We start from the raw sequence: 16,842 nt of genomic DNA on the forward strand, positions 1-16,842 counted from the left end.
GCTGGCTCATTGCAACGCCGCCGCGCGGGCGTATAGCTCTACTTGCCAGAGATTTGTTGCGGGTCATTCCGAGTTGCTCAGCGGCAGCGCCCCATGCGCTTCGACATGCTCCCAGGTCAGCCGTCTTTCGACATAGGTCACGTAGGCGTGGACAAGGCTGGTTTGGAACTTGAAGTTTTCGACCTGATGGTAGCGCAACGACAAGCCGGACACATCAGCACCGAACAGCCGATGGTAAGTGCGACCGCCCGCATGGTTGCCAACCCCGTTGATGGCAGAACGGTGGAACTTCGATATGCGCCCGCGAAGCCCCCTCTCTTCGGCGGTTAACCCAATGTAGACCGGCACGAGATTGGCTTGTTGTGTAATCACATACACACCAGCGGCGTCGGGCAAACTGCCACGCTCCTGCCAACAAACCGACTACGAGAACTTGAACTCCACAGCGCCCCGAACTGCGAGCGCCCTCGCGTTTGACTGGTGATCGGGGTGTTGGAAATCCGCGATAGCACGGGCCCTGTGCCTTTAGCCGGGGCCTGTTGTATAACACAGACACCCCGACCATAGGGTCAAGGTTTCAGCCGATTGCTCGGCCCAGCTATCGAGGGGTTTCCACGCCCCAACATGGCCGCGTCTGCTATGTCGAGATCAGTCATAGCAGCAGATCGATAAAAGCTAGAGATGCGTTGGGGTTACCCCTGACACGCCAGCGATGCCAAAGCGAATCCCGAACTGGCGAAGGCAAGGAAGCCGCGCACACCGTGGCAGTGGGTGAAAGGGTCTGCTGCTGAAAAGGAGGCCCGCCGCGTACTAGCGGCCAAACGATAAGGGCATACTTCGGGGTTCAGCTTGCCCTATGAGCTAGCTGATCCCGTTTGAACAACAGAACTAGACTTGATTGCAGTGCGGTCAGCAAACCTCGACAGCAGCCGACACCTAATCTGCGCGGCGCAGCGAACCAAACATATCAGAAACGCTTCGGGCACTGGCGCGTTCGTCGCGCGACCGTTCTTTCCACTCGTCCTGCATGTGATCGGACCAAGCTTCCTCGTTGGCCTCAAACTCAGACTTGGCTTCCTCCACCGCATCCAACAATGCAGCTACATCTACCCCGAGTTCATCTCGAAACAGCTCGAGATCTTCGATCAGCTCATCGAATTGTTCGCCGGACTTGCAGTCGCTCACTTCGCCGTCAAATAGCGAAAGCCTGTATTTCTCAAACGCAGTTCGAACAGCTTCCTTGGTTTCGTTGAGCACGTCCAATTCTAAAACACCGATCAGTTCTCGCAGCTCATCTGAACGACACCCTTCCCGGATTTTGTTGAGCAGAACCGGCTTGATGATGTTCAGCATACGGTCTGCCTCGTCTTCCGAGACGGATTGGCTAGATTCTAGCGCTCGCACTAGCTCAACTGCATCGTTGATTTCCGGCCTTTCTGAAGCCCACTCCTGCTCAAGTCGAGTGAACAGCACCGGCACTAGTGCGGTGATGTCATTGCTCTCCAATTTATTGGAAATGTCGAGCAAAACCACCAAGCGGCGCTCAAAAGTTGGACCTCGATAGCTAACACTTCCATTTCCATGGTCGAACCGACGCCGTTTCAACATTTGGTTAGAAATCGACTCGGCAATAAGCCCCGGTTTGTTTTTGAAAGTGCTTAGAACGGCCTCACTTCGCTGCGACTTTGAAAAGGCCCAAATGCGTCTGATCTGATCGAAGCCTGTCGCACCTACAACGATGTCGATAGCGTTTTCTGGATCGACTTGAACTACAGCGTTCAACAGGTCAAGAACAGACGGGTCGATCACTTCAACGCCGTGAGACCCATAGGGCTTGATGAAGGTGCCAGCAATTTCGCGCAAAGCGACACGAAAATCTTCGGGGCGCGTCGAAAAGCCATATCGGCTGGCGCGATGCTCGTGCAAGGCAGTAAATGCAGCCTTAAGAACCGAGCCTACAGTTCTACCCTCCAACGAGAACATTGCTAGCAAGATCGAACGCCCGGCATCTGAAATCTGGTTCTCAAAGGCATGGCGCCATATTTCAGATGGATCGCGCAATAGATTTTCAACGAAAGAACGGTACTTGTCGATCGGGACATTTTGTAGTCGGCGAAAGCTAGACAGCCACTCGATTAGGCGAGGGTTGAATTTCTCATGCTTGATGATGCGCATGTAAAACTCGTCTCTCAACAACTCATCGCGATAATCGGACGGTAAGTCACTGAAGCAGAGGTGGTTGTAGAGTATACGTGCCTTTTGTCCGAAGGAGTAATTCGGCATTCTCAAAAATACTCGAAGGTCATCCAAATCAGAATGCCGCAGGCGTTCAGACCTGCCTATTGCTTGGGAGTAAATGTGCTCTCGGGTAGTCAAAATCATTCGAGCGGTTGGCGTTGATCGCACCATAGAAATGAATTCTAACAACGCTTTGTCATTTGACCCCGAAAGCAGTCCCGGCCCGTCCCCCAGAAATGTAGTCCCCATGAAGTCATCGAAATAAAAAACTTGCGGTGTGCCAGGTTGAAACAGTTTCAGACCTTCATTAATGTCTCGTTGGATCAAGACGGCTTGATATCCGCGTTCCAAGTGCGCGTAGAGCAGCAGGTTTGCTAGAGTTGTTTTACCCACCCCCGGTGGGCCAGCAACGATTACGACTCGACTATCATTGAGCATCTTCATCGCTTCTGGATATGCGCTGCTCTGAACGTAGCGGCACGCTTCCTCATAGACTTGGCGCACCTTGAATTCGCTACGAGTCTTCTCAGCGTTATGGAGCACACTGTCGAGCACAGCGCGACTCGCAAGCCAAAGCTTGTAGTGATTTCGTTCAATTTCCGGATGCTGTCCAAGAAGATTGTTTAGATCTTCCTGCCCAATCACATCAGTAGCCTGAAGCACACCCGGATCAAACAATCCTGAGATGGTGTCCTTGTTGGCTTTGGACAATGGAACTGAGGTTACAACGAAATACCGAGACGGGTTAATCGACCGAACCTTCTCGACTTCTTTTTTTAGATCACGAGTTAGCCCGGCTGAACCAGTTTTTTGGTAGTGTTTGACTTGCACAATCAGCTTGTTAGTGCCGACAGCATAGCGGAGGTCTACGCCGCCATCCTTTCCGGTTTTAAAGCTCTCAATCGTCACGCCCCAATGCGCTTGCAGGAGATCCCTTACAAGTATCTCTAGGTCGAAAGGAGAAAGCTGTTGAAAGTCATACTGTGGCATGAACTACCAAATCTTCCCGTTGCAAAAAACGCCACGAAGAGCGCAAGATGCCAACGTGTAAACAAGCGTTAAATGTCCGCGAACAGACCAATTTGTTCCGGCTCGGGGTGCTCTACTTCTTCTTCGAATTCAACACCAGACATCGCCGCGAGATCACGAACAACCCGTGTGAGGTGGTGTGCCATATTCCACTCGCGCCACATGCTCGCGCTGCCCGGTGTGGCATGACCATTGGCCGCGTCCCACATCCTACGGTCCGCATACGAGAACAATTTGCCCGCGAAGTCAGGCCGTGAGATAAGGCCTTTCAGAACCGCCTTCATCACCTCAGACTGCTTTCCGCCAGCCTTGCCCCGAATGACAACCGTGTCCGTTTTGGTCGTATAGCGAATGTGGGGGATGGGAATTGCGCCACCTTTCTTTGTCGGGAAATTGATTTGGCCACAATCTGCGCCAAAGTCGCTGAACCCAAGCCGTTCCGTAGGAATGTCACATTCCCGAACCGCTGCGTTGAAGACAGTCCACTCATGGCGAGGAACCAACTGCGTTTTTCCAGCCTCAGCCGGGTTGGTTGTCGGGAAGTTCGACCCCTGAAAGATAATGCATCCCCAATTTGCAATCTCGGACAGTTCATTGAACGTACCGCCCACAACTTCGGTGGCGATCTCTGGGTCCAGTTCGAGCCCCGCGAAGTCGACGAAGATTTCGCACTCAGAAGCGGCAAGACCAAGCGCTTGCAACCCATCACGCAGAACGTCGCCTTCCAAGTCTTCGGCACGCAGATGAATCGCAGCGCGGGGGAATGTGTCGAGCAGCAAACCGCGCCACAAGCTATTACCCAGATCAGATGCCGGAATAACCGCAATAAGGTTTGGATTTCTAGCCCGTGCGACTTGGAAGAGCCGGTTGATATCCTCGTTGCTGGGCTCTCTCATGACGTATTGAGTGTCCATGTAGGCGGGATAACTTGGCCAGTGTTTGCCGATGCGTTCACCTGTTACATACGCGATTTCGTCATGCGTCAGAACCTTTTGAAGTTCTGGGTCTTTTTCGATCAACGGCGGCAGGATAAAGAAAGGACGCACATGTTTCTGCATGGCCGAGCGAATACGCCCCGCTGCATTATATTCACCTTGCTTAAATCTTAGTGCCGGACGATATGGCAGCATCGTTGCTCTCCTCGGGTTGCTCAATAAGTACTTTCCTCACGGTGTTCCTCCCGATCTTTTTTGAGAACAACGCGTAGTTGTTTCTCTCTTTTTGAATTCTGCCAAAAACGATGGCTGGATTAATCCCCAGTTCTTTCGCCAGCTTTTCCGCCGGCTGTGCTGTCTTGGCGATCCTAGCAGTGGATTTCCGCCAACGTTCTTCTGGTATTAGCATGTTAGAAGCAAAAGCATCCGCTTCCGCTTCTTGTTCGTCAACAGACGCTGCATCAAACTGATCAAAAAAGCCACTAGTGAGGCCTGTCAAACGGTGCAGAACGACATGACCGACTTCATGGAGCAGGCTAAACCAAAAGTTGCCCGTATCGTCTTTTCTAAGCGTAATGCCGATAACCGGCACTCCCTCCTCAATGAACGCGGCACCGTCGATGGTAAGGCCCGGGATTTGCCTCTCCGCAATGAGAACAATACCCGCTTCATGGAGTTTCTGTCGGGCGCGACGCGGGCCGTCTGGAAACACACTCAGCTTGGGCAGTTGGTTCAGCCAACCCGTATTCACGGGGTCGTAGCGCGGAACACCTCTACGAATGACTTCTTTGGCGCGCGTCACCACCCGAGCACGCCACGCGTGGAGCAAAACATCTTCGCTGTGGTCCTGAACGTTTAGCCCTGTTCGCAACAAGGTTGGGCTGCCAAAATCAATTCTGTTTTCTGCGATGTATTGGCGGAGCTGAGACTCGTCCATGTCATCAGAAAACCAGCCGTTTGCGCGGCCATGTTTTAGGATTTTTTTGATGCCCTCTTTGGAGACATCATCAATTACCTTATCCAGTCCCCGAAACTGAGGGTCTGGCTCGATGGTCGCGCTCAAGCGAACACCCACAAGAGCGGCAACGCGTGCATAGTTTTTGACGCTGATAGAATTGTAACGGTCAGCTTCATATCGCTGGACCTGCTGTTCTTTTACGCCCAAGCGCCAAGCCAAGTCGCGTTGTGTATAACCTTTGGCAATCCGTGCAACGATCAACATCAAGCCCGGATCACTTTCCGCCCGGCGCTCAAGAGGCGTTGGCTTACCCGTTCCCTTGGCGACATCATATGCTTGGATTGCATCATTCAGGTCGTCACGTTCGGCCCGCATTGACGCAGACAGCTGCTTCACGACTTCCGGCGGCAAGCCCTCAACAACTCGCTTGAGGGATTCATCTGTCGCCAGCGCTTCGTCAAGCGCGGCCACGCGCGAGCGAGCTTCGCGCAGTTCTTTTTCATTAAGGATGATGCCAGTATTCATGCCCCTTACCTACCCAACAAAAATGTTGTGGTCAAGAAGCCCAACAAAATTGTTGTGTCACTTCAGGGTTGCCAATTAGCCAGTCAGTCTCAAAGCGAACCTTCCGGCTTCTTTCAGAGCCCTTTAGACGCGCCGGGCCGTACAAAAGCGCGGCGTGCAGCAGTTTAGGATTGGTTGGTTTCACCGAATAGACGCAGTAGCACTGCCATCTAATCGATTGGGTTGGCCGAACAGACTGATGGCGTCAAACGCTACCCCAGTGATACCCGGAACGGAACGAAAAGCACGAGCGGCAAGTGCCGCACCTTTAACATATTGGAATTTATGATAAAAGTTGGTGCCCAGGGGCGGAATCGAACCACCGACACGAGGATTTTCAATCCACTGCTCTACCCCTGAGCTACCCGGGCACCGGAGACCACCGTAGTGGTCGGGTGTGCGGTTTCTAGGAGTTTGCGGCGGGGGTGTCCAGAGGGTTTTGCTATGTTTGGCAAAGGTTTTTTCGGAAAATTCTAATGCGGCTTGTCGGGCGCGTTCAAAGCGGCCTCGGTGGCTTCGATTGCGGCCTCGATATCCTCGGGGTCGCGGCTGGGGGTCGCGTAGCTGCCGTTCAGCCACTTGGCCAGATCCACGTCAGCGCAGCGCCCCGAACAGAAGGGGCGATACTTTGGAGAGGTTTCACGGTCGCAGATCGGGCAGGTCACTTCAGCACCTCGGCCAAAGGCATACGGGCGCGTTTGCGTTGCAGTTCGTAGTGGCCCAGCGGGGTCCAGCCGACCAGTGTCGTTTCCACGTCGTCGGCGCGGAAGGCCTGGCGCAACGCGGTCTCGAACGGGCGGCGATCTTTTTTGGGCATGGGCGCAAGGTCAAGCGTGATCTGCCCGCCCAACCCGCGCAGGCGCAGGGCACGGGGCAAGGCGCGGGCACAGGCCATATTCGCTTTGATCCCCGCAGCAAGGGACACGTCCGCACCGGTGTTCACATCAACGGCCACCAACGCACGGGTAGGTTCCACAAACATAAAGGCACCGCCGTCAAGCGCGACGCGCGGCTGCGAGAGGCTGTCGACAGTGTCCAACACGCCATGGGTTTCAAAACCACCGGGGTCGGTCACGACGTTGGCGGGCTCGACCCAGTCGCGCCAAGCCAGAATATGCGGACCATCACCTTCGGACAGAACCTCCATGTCGGTGGATGGGTCGTCCAATACCTTGTCCGCCAGCGCCAGCATCGCGTCGATATCATCGGCGATGTCATCGGCATCCGCGCCAGCGCAAGAGGACCGGAGAATCAGGCCATGTGCGGCCCCGTCGGACGCTTCATGCGCGATTTCGAGCAGCCGGTCGCGTTCTTCCTCGTCGCGGATACTGCGCGAGATATTGGTGCCGGGTGCGCCCGGCGTCACGATGGCATAGCGGCTTTTGAACAGCAGCTTCTGGGTGACGGGAACGGCCTTGCCGGGTTCAGCATAGCCGGATACCTGCACAAGAATGGGTTGCCCGGGTGCGAGCCCCTTGATCTGGCGCAGAAACGCAGAGCCGTCGGGCGTTTTCAAAAACATCCCCCCCTGCCCCTTGACCGGACGATCCGCGATGGCGCGGTAGATCGTGCCGGGGCGCGGGCCGTCGCTGTCGATCAGCAGGTCATCCAACTTGCCGTCCACGATCAGCGCGGCGGCTTCGATGTCGCCAAAATGGTCCAGAACGATCGTACGGCCCTTCATGAGGTCTCTCCTGCGAAAACATATCCTGCAGCACGCAGCAGGTTTGCGGTTTCGGCCAGTGGCAGGCCGACAATGCCGGTGAATGATCCGCTGATCCACGGGATAAGGGCTCCTGCCGGGCCCTGAATACCATAGCCGCCGGCTTTGCCCTGCCAGTCCCCGGTTGCCAGATAGGCCGTGATCTCGGTGTCTGACAGTCGTTTCATGCGGACGGTGCTGACCACATCGCGCTGCCACAACTTGTCGCCGCGCTTGACCGCGACGGCCGTGATAACCTTGTGGCGACGCCCCGACATGAGGCGCAGGAAACGGATCGTCTCTGCTTCATCCGCAGGCTTGCCCAGGATTCGTCGCCCCACTGCGACGGTGGTATCGGCACACAGCACGATATCATCGGACCCCGCCTGCACCGCGGCGGCTTTTTCACGGGCCATACGCGCACAATAGGGGCGCGGCAGTTCGGCGGTATGGGGGGTTTCATCGATATCGGGCGCGCGAATATCGTCAGGCACAACGCCGATTTGCGCCAGCAATTCCTTGCGGCGCGGACTTCCTGATCCGAGGATAAAACTCATATGCGATCCTAGATCGCTGCCCGAAAACCACTAGGTGATTCTCGGAAAAGCGTATTATTTAAAGCGGTAATTGATCCGGCCTTTGCTCAGATCATAGGGGGTCATTTCCACCTGTACCTTATCGCCAGCCAGAACACGGATGCGGTTCTTGCGCATCTTTCCTGCCGTATGTGCGATGATCTCATGGCCGTTTTCAAGCTCGACCCGGAACGTCGCGTTCGGCAGAAGTTCTTTCACGATACCGGGGAATTCGAGCGTGTCTTCCTTGGCCATGGTCTCTCCTTGAACACTTTGCCCTGCAATTTCAGGACGCAGGCTTAAATGGGCGCAATTTTCCCTTTTTTCAAGGGGTATTCACATCAAAGGCACGTTTATGGCCGTTGCGTCACGCCCGAACTGATCCTCCCAGTGGTTTCGGTTCAAAACCACCCCGTCTGCACGCACGCGGCTGATCTGGGCGATGTCGACCTCGGCGAAGGTCCAGCCGGGCACGTTGATCTCGGCGGCGGCAAGGACTCCGGTGGATGGAAAGCCCACATCCGGCGGGCAGAAGATGCCGCCCGCCCCGTAGGATGTGCCAAGCGCCTCTGACCAATCCGCAGGGCCGATGCAGGATGACATGGCTGTAACGCATTGATTTTCCAGTGCCCGCGCCATGGATCCGATGCGGACACGCCAATAGCCTGCCAGCGCCTCGGTCACGCTCGGCACGGCGATGATGTCGCAATCGGCAAGAGCACGGCCCAGCAGGGGAAACTCGCTATCATAGCAGATGAGGATGCTGATCTTGCCCAATGTGGTCTCGAAGATGCGCAGAGGCTCCCCGCCGACCACGCCCCAGACCTCGCGTTCGAATCGGGTCATGATCTGCTTGTCCTGCACCCCGACTTGACCTGAAGGGGTGATCAGACGTGCGCGGTTCACCGGACGGGCAGCGGCAGGCGTCACCGCGGGCCCCGATGCCGCAACGATATGCACGCCATATTCCGCCGCCAGTTTTAGATGCGCCGCATCCGCATCCGCCAACCGGTCAGAGACTGCAAAGAGCGACGCCTCAAGATTGCCCGCCACGTCAAGGCCAGCGAGCGTCGCAAGCTCCATCGCGCCGTATTCGGGAAAAACCAACAGCTCCGCCCCGCTGGCGGCCGCCGTTGCGACCCAGCCTGCAAGCTTGTCTTCATATTGCGCCCAGCTGGTCAGGACATCCAGCGGGTATGCGGCGGTTGCGATTTTCATGAGGCCTCCGGTGCGTGATTTCCCTTATGGTGCGCCGCGCGCGGCCAAGCTTCAAGTACCGCCACACACCCCAGGGCTCATTTCACTTTTGTGAAACTATGGGTGCATGATCCGCGACAAGCTTGCCAATTTATCGGGCATGCTTCACAAAATTGGAAAGAACGAAGGGGGCGAGCACCATGATCAAAAAGGGCATCACCCTGCGCGGTATAGAGGTATTCGAGGCTTTGGCCAGCCGTGGTTCGGTCGCACAGGCCGCCGCGCTGACAGGGTTAAGCCAACCCGCCGTGAGCCAGCAGATCAGCAACCTCGAAGCCGCCATGGGCACCGCCCTGATCGACCATAGCACACGCCCCATGCGTCTGACCGCGGCGGGCGAAAGCTTTCTGCGGCACAGTGGCGCGGCGCTGACCCATATCCGGCTCGCGCAATCCGAGCTGACGGTCATGGATCTTGCCAATCTCAGCGACCTGAGCCTTGGCGTGATTGACGACTTTGACAACGATGTCACGCCGCGTCTGGCGACCCTACTGGCCGACAGTATGGCGGGCTGTCGCTTTCGCATGGTAACCGACGGCAGCAAGGGGCTGATCCAGTCGGTGCAGGACAAATCGCTTCATATCGCCATTGCCGCCACCAGCGGGGATGCCAAAAGCGGGCTGATCGAGATTCCGCTGGCCCGCGATCCCTTTGTTATCGTCACCCCGGCCAGCTTTGACGGCGACAGCGCCGCGCTGATGACGGGGCGTTCCGCCCTGCCCTTCGTTAAGTACGCGGCGGACCAGTTGATCGCCGACCAGATCACCAACCACCTGACGCGCAGCAATATCACCCTGCCTTCGCAATTCGAGATCGGCAGCCATCTCGCCCTGATGGCGATGGTGGCACGGGGCATCGGCTGGGCCATCACGACGCCCTTCGGCTATTGCCGCGCAGAGCGGTTTCACCAGCAGCTTGCGGTGCACCCGCTCCCCACGCCCGGATTAACGCGACAGATCTCGCTGTTTGCGGGGTCAGACTGGACGGGGCCGGTGCCGCAGAATATTGCCGACACGATGCGGCAACTGCTTCGGTCCCACATGATCGCGCCGACGGTGGCGCAGTTGCCGTGGCTTTCTTCCAGCTTCGAGGCGTTAGAGGGCTGACCGCTTGCGCAAAAGCTGCGCGGCTGGTTCACTTGGCGCGTAAAACAAAGGGGCTGACATGAGCAAGATCGTCATTCTGACCGGCGCGGGCATTTCTGCGGAAAGCGGCATTGATACCTTCCGCGCCGAAGACGGGCTTTGGGCACAGCACCGGGTCGAGGACGTCGCCACCCCCGAAGGCTTTGCCCGCGACCCGCAACTGGTCGTCGATTTCTATAACGGTCGCCGCAAACAGGCGGCGAAGGTATCACCGAACGCGGCGCATCAAGCCCTGGCCAGACTGCAGGCGAATTATGCCGGACAGGTGGTGATTGTGACGCAGAATGTCGATGATCTACACGAACAGGGCGGCGCGCGGGTGATCCATATGCACGGCGCGCTGAATTCAGCGCTCTGCGCTGCCTGCGACCACCGTTGGCCCGCACCTATAGTCATGGCCGTCGGTGATCCCTGCCCCGCCTGCAATGCCGCAGCCGCGCGGCCCGACATCGTGTGGTTCGGCGAAATGCCCTATGACATGGACGAGATTTTTGACCATCTGGCCGAGGCCGATATCTTTGCAGCCATCGGCACCTCTGGCAACGTCTACCCCGCCGCCGGTTTCGTGGCAGAGGCGCGGCGCAATGGGGCCCATACGGTAGAGCTGAACCTCGAACGTTCTGCCGTGGGGAACCAGTTCGCCGAACACCGCACCGGTCCGGCGACACGTGTGGTCACAGATTGGGTGGAGCAACTCTTGGCCACCCCACCCCAGCAGCGGCCCGCGTTTTAACACAGATCTGGCCGCTACCATTCATGGGTGCGAAAAGGCTCAGTCTTTCGGCATCTCGTGACCGGTGTGATCCATATCACCGTGGTCATGCTTCATCTTGCCGTGGTTCGGCTTGCGGTCCTGATCGACCATCACCTCGATCTCGACCGCACCGGCCTTTTCGAACTCAAGTGTGACGGGCACCATCGCGCCCTGCTCCAGCGGGCCTTTCAGGCCCATGAACATCAGGTGATCGCCGCCGCGTTTGAAGGCGTGCATGTCATCCGCCGCAATGGCCACGCCGCCTTCGATCTCGCCCATCCGCATGACGCCATTGTCGTCAGAGGTGTGGGAATGCAATTCGACCTTGTCGGCCACGTCGGAGGACGCCCCGATCAAACGGTCATCCACGCCAGAGTGGTTCATCACCACCATAAACGCCGCACCGGAGGTGGATTTCGCAGTCGAGCTGCGGATGTAGGCGTCATCCACCATGATGCCTTCGGCAGCGAGAGGGGCGGAAAAGAGAAACAATGCGCAGACAGCGCGGGTCAGCAAAGCAGGTGTCATTGATATATCCTGTCGTCATATTCAAAATGTCTGTGAAGGGTGTGGCTCAGACAGCGACAGGCGGGGCCCTTGGGTCGTGGCGCGTTTTACGTCGCGGCACATCGGCTGTCAGGACATGCACCGCCGGCGCGACAAAGGTCACGATCCGCATCGGTGCGGCCGCCAGAACCACCGCGCCTGCCATTGCAACGTTAAGCGCCGAATCGGGGCAGATATGCGGGGCCGAGGTCGGCTTGCCCTGCGCATCCACATAAATCGCCACAGGGCCCGCACCGGTGCACAGCACCATCTGCCCCGTCGCCGCAGAGGCCCCACGCGCGACCGCCATGCTTTGACCCGTGAGGGCCAGCATCAACGCCAGAACCAAAGCTGAAAGGGAACGCAGGGTCATGGACCGCACCCTAGACGAAGCGCTTGAAAAAGCACCAGTCCAAAACGACGCAGCCCCGGCCAAGGGCCAGGGCTACAACATCGTAACGATTGGAAAGTCTTACGACAGCGCTTCGGCTGTGGCGCTGGACTTTGCAATTGCTTTCTTAACTTTCAATGCGTTGACGGACAGTTCAGTGTCCTTTGCCTTCGCCATGAACTTGTCCAAGCCACCGCGGTGGTCAACAGTGCGCAAAGCAGCTGCCGAGATGCGGAACTTGAAACCGCGGCCCAGTGCTTCGGACTGCAGGGTGACATCGTTCAGGTTTGGCAAGAACCGACGACGTGTACGGTTCTTGGCGTGGCTTACGTTGTTGCCCGTCATCGGGCCTTTTCCGGTCAATTCGCAAACGCGCGACATGGGTCTATCCTTTTGCTGCGGGGCATTTCCGGCGATCCGGTGCAATACCCATATGGGCCGCGCTACGGCAAACCCTGAAATTGGTTTGCTGGCTTTAGGCGGAATCGCGAGCGGGGTCAACCCAAGCCTGCGCGGCAACACACGCTTTTCCTTTTGCATCCGTCGAAAAGATTTGTCATCTGTCGCATATGAATATTCATTCCCGTGCCCTTCTTGTCCATCTGTTCACTGCGACGGGTGCGATTTTCGCCATGCTGGCCATGCTCGCTGCCGCCGACGAACGCTGGGATATGATGTTTCTCTGGCTGGTTGTCGCCTTCTTTGTCGACGGGATCGACGGGCCGCTGGCGCGTAAATACGACGTAAAGACCAACGCGCCCGAATTCGACGGCGTGCTGCTTGATCTGATCATCGATTATCTCACCTATGTGTTTATTCCGGCCTTTGCGCTATTCCATTCCGGCCTCATGGACGGGTGGAGTGGTTGGGTCATGATCATCATCGTCACCTTCGCCAGCGCCATGTATTTCTGCGACACACGCATGAAAACCAAGGACAACTCGTTCTGGGGCTTCCCCGGATGCTGGAACATGCTGGTGCTGGTGCTCTTTGCCCTGTCGCCGCCATGGTGGGTGTCGCTGGTGCTTGTCACGGTCTTGGCCGTTACCATGTTCGCCCCGCTGAAATTCGTGCATCCCGTCCGGACAGAGCGTTGGCGCATGGTCACCCTGCCCATGGCATTGGGCTGGACGTTCTTTGCCGGCTGGGCCGCGTGGGTCGATTTCCACCCGCAAAGCTGGGCGCATTGGGGCCTGATCATCACCAGCGTCTATCTGATGTTTGCCGGTGTCGCGCAGCAGTATCTTTACGACCGCGAGGCCTGATAGAGGCACGCAGGGCCAAGGCAGCGGCACGAAACCTCTAAACTAGATAAGCAGCCCTGCCGCCCCTTCGTGGCGTAGCAGGGCGACCTTGGTCTCTACCCCGCCAGCACCCGAGTATCCGGTCAGCCCCTTGGCCCCCATCACACGGTGGCAGGGCACGATGACCGGGACAGGATTCTGCCCGCAGGCCTGCCCCACCACTTGCGCCGGGATCGCCAGTTTGGTCGCGATGTCGCCGTAGGTCACTGTATCGCCAAAGGGGATCGCCGACATCTCGGCGCAGACCGCTTGCAACGTGGCACTTCCGCCAATGCGCAGTGGCAAAGTGAACTGTGTCAGCCGCCCCGCATCATAGGCACGCAGCTGCGTCTCGGCCTCATCCAGCAGTGCGCTTTTGTCTTGGTGTAGGGTATCCTGCCCCCAATGCAGGTGGGTAATCGCGCCCGCATCCTCGGTCACGACCAAGGTGCCAAAGCGCGTGGGGATGCTGCGCCGCTTCACCCGAGTTTCCGGATCAAGCGGCGCGGCGTCATCTTAGGACACAGCCTCGTCACACCGGGCGCAGACGCCCGCGTGATCATGGGTGCCGACATCCGGCAGCACCTTCCAGCAGCGTGCGCATTTCTCGCCCGAAGCTTTCTCGAACACCACGGCAACGCCGTCGGTCTCTGGCATATGGAACGCCTCTGCCGGGGCGTCATCGCCGGTGATGGCGATCTGCGAGGTGATGCAAACGTCTTCGAACGCAACGCTTTCAAGCGCCGCTCGCTGAGCGTCATCGGCAACAAACACCATTGGCGCGGCCTCAAGCGAGGCCCCGATGACCTTCTCGACCCGCTGCACTTCCAAAGCCGAGGTCACAACCCGCCGCGCGGCACGCACCTTGCCCCATTTCGCCGCCAGATCGGCATCCAGCCACGCCTTGGGCGTTTCAGGGATATCCGTCAGGTGAACCGAGCTTTCGTCGCCGGGGAACCGTTCAAGCCAGACTTCCTCCATGGTGAACACCAGCACAGGGGCCAGCCATGTCGTCAGACGGTGGAACAGGATGTCCAGCACCGTGCGCGCAGCACGGCGGCGCAGCGTGTCGCCGTCGCAATACAGCGCATCCTTACGCACGTCGAAATAGAACGCGGACAGATCAACCGTGGCAAAGGTGAACACCGCCTGGAACACGCCTTGGAAGTCGTAGCGCGCATAGCCTTCGCGCACGATCTGATCCAGTTCTGCCACACGGTGCAGCACCCAGCGTTCAAGCTCTGGCATATCTGCAGGCTCTGTCCGGTCGGCATCGGTAAAGTCCGACAGCGCGCCCAGCATATAGCGCATGGTGTTGCGCAGACGGCGGTAGCTGTCGGCGGTGCCTTTCAGGATTTCCGGCCCGATCCGCTGATCCGCAGTATAATCGGTCTGCGCCACCCACAGACGCAGGATATCCGCGCCGTATTGCTGCACGACCTTTTCGGGAACGATGGTGTTGCCGATGGATTTGGACATCTTCATGCCCTTCTCATCCAGCGTGAACCCATGCGTCACCACGTTACGATAAGGCGCGCGGCCTGTGGTGCCCACGGATTGCAGCAGCGACGAATGGAACCAGCCCCGGTGCTGGTCCGTGCCTTCCATATAGACATCCGCGATACCGTCTTCCGAGCCATCCTCGCGGTCGCGCAGCACAAACGCATGGGTCGAACCGGAATCGAACCACACGTCCAGAATGTCGAACACTTGGGTATAGTCGTCGGGGTTCACGATGCCGCCAAGGAACCGCTCTTTCGCGCCGTCTTCGTACCAGACATCAGCACCGTCAGCCTCGAACGCCTCGACGATGCGCTGGTTGACCTCGGGGTTACGCAACAAGAAGTCTTCATCCGTTGGCAGCGCGCCATTCTTGGTAAAGCAGGTCAGCGGCACGCCCCAGGCCCGTTGACGCGACAGCACCCAGTCGGGGCGTGCTTCCATCATCGAGTGCAGACGGTTGCGGCCCTTTTTGGGCACCCAGTTGACGTTGTCGATCTCGGTCAGGGCGCGTTCACGGATGGTCTTGCCGAATGTGTCCTGCCCGTCACCAACGGGCCGGTCGATCGCGGCAAACCACTGCGGCGTGTTGCGGTAGATGACCGGCGCCTTGGAGCGCCAGGAATGCGGATAGCTGTGCTTGATCTTGCCGCGCGCCAGCAGCCCGCCGACCTCGACCAGCTTGTTGATCACGGCCGTGTTGGCGTCGCCTTCCTTGCCGTTGGGTTTGAGGATCTTCTTGCCGCCAAAGAACGGCAGATCGGCGCGGAAAGACCCGTCTTCGACCACGTTATAGGTGATCACCTGATCCAGCATCCCCAGACCGCGGTAAAGTTCATATTCCTCAAGACCATGCGACGGCGCACAATGGACAAAGCCCGTGCCTTCGGTGTCGGTCACGAAATCAGCGGCGCGGAAGTCGCGCAGATCGTCCCATTCGCCATTGCTGCCTTCGGCCCCCGCCAGCGGGTGCTGCAGCTTGATCTTTGCCAGTTCGTCCTGCGTCACATCCCGCAAACGGCGCACCATGGTGTCATCCAGACGCGCACGCCCGAACACATCCATCGCCATGCTGTCCGACAGCAGATAGCGATCACCGATAGTGACCCAGGATTCCTCGGGGCGGCCGGTGACTTCGTACAGACCGTAAGAGATATCTTCGCCATAGACGACGGCCTTGTTGGACGGCATGGTCCAGGGCGTCGTGGTCCAGATCACGACGTGCGCGCCGTCAAGGGTGGCGTCATCCGTGCCAACAACCTTGAACTTCACCCAGATCGTAAAGCTTTCCTTGTCGTGGTATTCCACCTCGGCCTCGGCCAGCGCGGTCTTTTCAACCGGCGACCACATCACGGGTTTGGAGCCTTGATAGAGCGTGCCGTTCATCAGGAACTTCATGAATTCTTCGGCGATCACACGTTCCGCGTGGAAATCCATCGTCAGATAGGGGTCTGCCCAGTTGCCGGTGATGCCCAGACGTTTGAATTCCTCGCGCTGCACATCGACCCAGCCGGCGGCGAACTTGCGGCATTCGGCGCGGAAATCGTTGATCGGCACATCGTCCTTGTCGCGGCCCTTCTGGCGGTACTGCTCTTCGATCTTCCATTCGATGGGCAGACCGTGGCAATCCCAACCGGGGATATAGCGCGCGTCAAAGCCCATCATCTGGTGCGACCGCACGATCATGTCCTTGATCGTCTTGTTCAGTGCGTGGCCGATATGCAGGTTGCCATTCGCATAGGGCGGGCCGTCGTGCAGCGTAAAGGGCTTGCGCCCCTGCTTTTCGCGCAGGCGGTCATAGACGCCGATCTTTTCCCACCGCTCCAGCCATTCGGGTTCGCGTTTGGGCAGGCCCGCGCGCATCGGGAAATCGGTTTTTGGCAGGTTCAGCGTGGATTTATAGTCAAGCGTTTCGGGGGTGTCGGCGCACATGGCGGGCGTCCTTTGGCAACGGTATTTCGGAAT

General features: G+C 58.0%; 17 protein-coding genes and 1 tRNA gene. 3 read left to right on the forward strand and 15 right to left on the reverse strand.

Annotated features, from left to right (window positions below; genetic code table 11):
* Nucleotides 1-63: 63 nt before the first annotated feature.
* The 10 genes from IV89_RS13715 to IV89_RS13760 form a co-directional block, all read right to left on the reverse strand.
* The gene (locus tag IV89_RS13715; protein ID WP_051843901.1) at nt 64-396 is read right to left on the reverse strand and encodes a hypothetical protein; all 333 of its coding nucleotides are present in this window, start codon (nt 394-396) and stop codon (nt 64-66) included.
* A gap of 540 nt (nt 397-936) precedes the next feature.
* Nucleotides 937-3,228 (reverse strand): restriction endonuclease, encoded by a 2,292-nt coding sequence (locus IV89_RS13720; protein ID WP_037943394.1) that lies wholly within the window; start codon nt 3,226-3,228, stop codon nt 937-939.
* Nucleotides 3,229-3,296: 68 nt separating this feature from the next.
* Nucleotides 3,297-4,397: a beta family protein gene (locus tag IV89_RS13725; protein WP_037943391.1), complete on the reverse strand. Its 1,101-nt coding sequence runs from the start codon at nt 4,395-4,397 to the stop codon at nt 3,297-3,299.
* Complete coding sequence (locus IV89_RS13730; RefSeq protein ID WP_051843897.1) at nt 4,366-5,685, reverse strand: XRE family transcriptional regulator; 1,320 nt, start codon at nt 5,683-5,685, stop codon at nt 4,366-4,368. The genes IV89_RS13725 and IV89_RS13730 overlap by 32 nt, the downstream gene beginning before the upstream one ends.
* Before the next feature lie 335 nt (nt 5,686-6,020).
* Nucleotides 6,021-6,095 (reverse strand) — tRNA-Phe (locus tag IV89_RS13735).
* A 102-nt stretch (nt 6,096-6,197) separates the two neighbouring features.
* Complete coding sequence (gene yacG / locus IV89_RS13740) at nt 6,198-6,389, reverse strand: DNA gyrase inhibitor YacG (protein WP_037943388.1); 192 nt, start codon at nt 6,387-6,389, stop codon at nt 6,198-6,200.
* On the reverse strand, nt 6,386-7,408 hold the full coding sequence (locus IV89_RS13745; RefSeq protein ID WP_037943387.1) for a ribonuclease E/G: 1,023 nt from the start codon (nt 7,406-7,408) through the stop codon (nt 6,386-6,388). Before IV89_RS13745 ends, yacG begins: the two co-directional genes overlap by 4 nt.
* Complete coding sequence (locus IV89_RS13750) at nt 7,405-7,983, reverse strand: Maf family protein (protein ID WP_037943384.1); 579 nt, start codon at nt 7,981-7,983, stop codon at nt 7,405-7,407. The genes IV89_RS13745 and IV89_RS13750 overlap by 4 nt, the downstream gene beginning before the upstream one ends.
* A 54-nt stretch (nt 7,984-8,037) precedes the next feature.
* On the reverse strand, nt 8,038-8,256 hold the full coding sequence (gene infA, locus IV89_RS13755) for a translation initiation factor IF-1 (RefSeq protein ID WP_005851736.1): 219 nt from the start codon (nt 8,254-8,256) through the stop codon (nt 8,038-8,040).
* Nucleotides 8,257-8,337: 81 nt separating this feature from the next.
* Nucleotides 8,338-9,219, reverse strand: a complete 882-nt coding sequence (locus IV89_RS13760) for a carbon-nitrogen hydrolase family protein (RefSeq protein ID WP_037943382.1) — start codon at nt 9,217-9,219, stop codon at nt 8,338-8,340.
* 179 nt (nt 9,220-9,398) lie between these two features.
* On the opposite strand from IV89_RS13760, the gene IV89_RS13765 reads away from it, so the two are divergent.
* Both IV89_RS13765 and IV89_RS13770 read left to right on the forward strand, forming a co-directional pair.
* On the forward strand, nt 9,399-10,364 hold the full coding sequence (locus IV89_RS13765) for a LysR family transcriptional regulator (RefSeq protein WP_037943381.1): 966 nt from the start codon (nt 9,399-9,401) through the stop codon (nt 10,362-10,364).
* A gap of 58 nt (nt 10,365-10,422) precedes the next feature.
* Nucleotides 10,423-11,136, forward strand: coding sequence for an NAD-dependent deacylase (locus IV89_RS13770; protein ID WP_037943380.1), 714 nt, complete (start codon nt 10,423-10,425; stop codon nt 11,134-11,136).
* A gap of 39 nt (nt 11,137-11,175) precedes the next feature.
* On the opposite strand, the gene IV89_RS13775 is transcribed toward IV89_RS13770, so the two are convergent.
* The 3 genes from IV89_RS13775 to rpmB form a co-directional block, all read right to left on the reverse strand.
* Nucleotides 11,176-11,685, reverse strand: a complete 510-nt coding sequence (locus IV89_RS13775) for a copper chaperone PCu(A)C (RefSeq protein ID WP_037943379.1) — start codon at nt 11,683-11,685, stop codon at nt 11,176-11,178.
* 46 nt (nt 11,686-11,731) lie between these two features.
* The gene (locus tag IV89_RS13780) at nt 11,732-12,076 is read right to left on the reverse strand and encodes a hypothetical protein (protein ID WP_037943377.1); all 345 of its coding nucleotides are present in this window, start codon (nt 12,074-12,076) and stop codon (nt 11,732-11,734) included.
* 99 nt (nt 12,077-12,175) lie between these two features.
* Nucleotides 12,176-12,475, reverse strand: a complete 300-nt coding sequence (gene rpmB, locus IV89_RS13785; RefSeq protein WP_005851725.1) for a 50S ribosomal protein L28 — start codon at nt 12,473-12,475, stop codon at nt 12,176-12,178.
* A 188-nt stretch (nt 12,476-12,663) separates the two neighbouring features.
* Here rpmB and IV89_RS13790 point away from each other — a divergent pair, with 188 nt between their 5' ends.
* Entirely contained in the window at nt 12,664-13,359 is a 696-nt protein-coding gene (locus tag IV89_RS13790; RefSeq protein ID WP_037943375.1) for a CDP-alcohol phosphatidyltransferase family protein, read from the forward strand.
* Nucleotides 13,360-13,401: 42 nt separating this feature from the next.
* Here IV89_RS13790 and IV89_RS13795 read toward each other — a convergent pair whose 3' ends face one another.
* Together IV89_RS13795 and ileS are read right to left on the reverse strand one after the other, a co-directional pair.
* Nucleotides 13,402-13,860 carry a methylated-DNA--[protein]-cysteine S-methyltransferase gene (locus tag IV89_RS13795; protein WP_037943373.1) on the reverse strand — a complete coding sequence of 153 codons (459 nt, stop codon included), beginning with the start codon at nt 13,858-13,860 and terminating at the stop codon, nt 13,402-13,404.
* A gap of 33 nt (nt 13,861-13,893) precedes the next feature.
* Nucleotides 13,894-16,809, reverse strand: coding sequence for an isoleucine--tRNA ligase (ileS, locus tag IV89_RS13800; RefSeq protein WP_037943370.1), 2,916 nt, complete (start codon nt 16,807-16,809; stop codon nt 13,894-13,896).
* Nucleotides 16,810-16,842 lie beyond the last annotated feature (33 nt).

Origin of the sequence: Sulfitobacter sp. CB2047 (assembly GCF_000735125.2) — a bacterium.
In the GTDB taxonomy this organism is placed as follows: domain Bacteria; phylum Pseudomonadota; class Alphaproteobacteria; order Rhodobacterales; family Rhodobacteraceae; genus Sulfitobacter; species Sulfitobacter pontiacus.

Bases quoted from the DNA above. Each gene is read 5' to 3' on its own strand.
- IV89_RS13720 (WP_037943394.1), bottom strand. From the start codon at position 3,228: ATGCCACAGTATGACTTTCAACAGCTTTCTCCTTTCGACCTAGAGATA.
- IV89_RS13725 (WP_037943391.1), bottom strand. From the start codon at position 4,397: ATGCTGCCATATCGTCCGGCACTAAGATTTAAGCAAGGTGAATATAAT.
- IV89_RS13730 (WP_051843897.1), bottom strand. From the start codon at position 5,685: ATGAATACTGGCATCATCCTTAATGAAAAAGAACTGCGCGAAGCTCGC.
- IV89_RS13745 (WP_037943387.1), bottom strand. From the start codon at position 7,408: ATGAAGGGCCGTACGATCGTTCTGGACCATTTTGGCGACATCGAAGCC.
- IV89_RS13750 (WP_037943384.1), bottom strand. From the start codon at position 7,983: ATGAGTTTTATCCTCGGATCAGGAAGTCCGCGCCGCAAGGAATTGCTG.
- infA (WP_005851736.1), bottom strand. From the start codon at position 8,256: ATGGCCAAGGAAGACACGCTCGAATTCCCCGGTATCGTGAAAGAACTT.
- IV89_RS13760 (WP_037943382.1), bottom strand. From the start codon at position 9,219: ATGAAAATCGCAACCGCCGCATACCCGCTGGATGTCCTGACCAGCTGG.
- IV89_RS13765 (WP_037943381.1), top strand. From the start codon at position 9,399: ATGATCAAAAAGGGCATCACCCTGCGCGGTATAGAGGTATTCGAGGCT.
- IV89_RS13770 (WP_037943380.1), top strand. From the start codon at position 10,423: ATGAGCAAGATCGTCATTCTGACCGGCGCGGGCATTTCTGCGGAAAGC.
- IV89_RS13775 (WP_037943379.1), bottom strand. From the start codon at position 11,685: ATGACACCTGCTTTGCTGACCCGCGCTGTCTGCGCATTGTTTCTCTTT.
- IV89_RS13780 (WP_037943377.1), bottom strand. From the start codon at position 12,076: ATGACCCTGCGTTCCCTTTCAGCTTTGGTTCTGGCGTTGATGCTGGCC.
- rpmB (WP_005851725.1), bottom strand. From the start codon at position 12,475: ATGTCGCGCGTTTGCGAATTGACCGGAAAAGGCCCGATGACGGGCAAC.
- IV89_RS13790 (WP_037943375.1), top strand. From the start codon at position 12,664: ATGAATATTCATTCCCGTGCCCTTCTTGTCCATCTGTTCACTGCGACG.
- ileS (WP_037943370.1), bottom strand. From the start codon at position 16,809: ATGTGCGCCGACACCCCCGAAACGCTTGACTATAAATCCACGCTGAAC.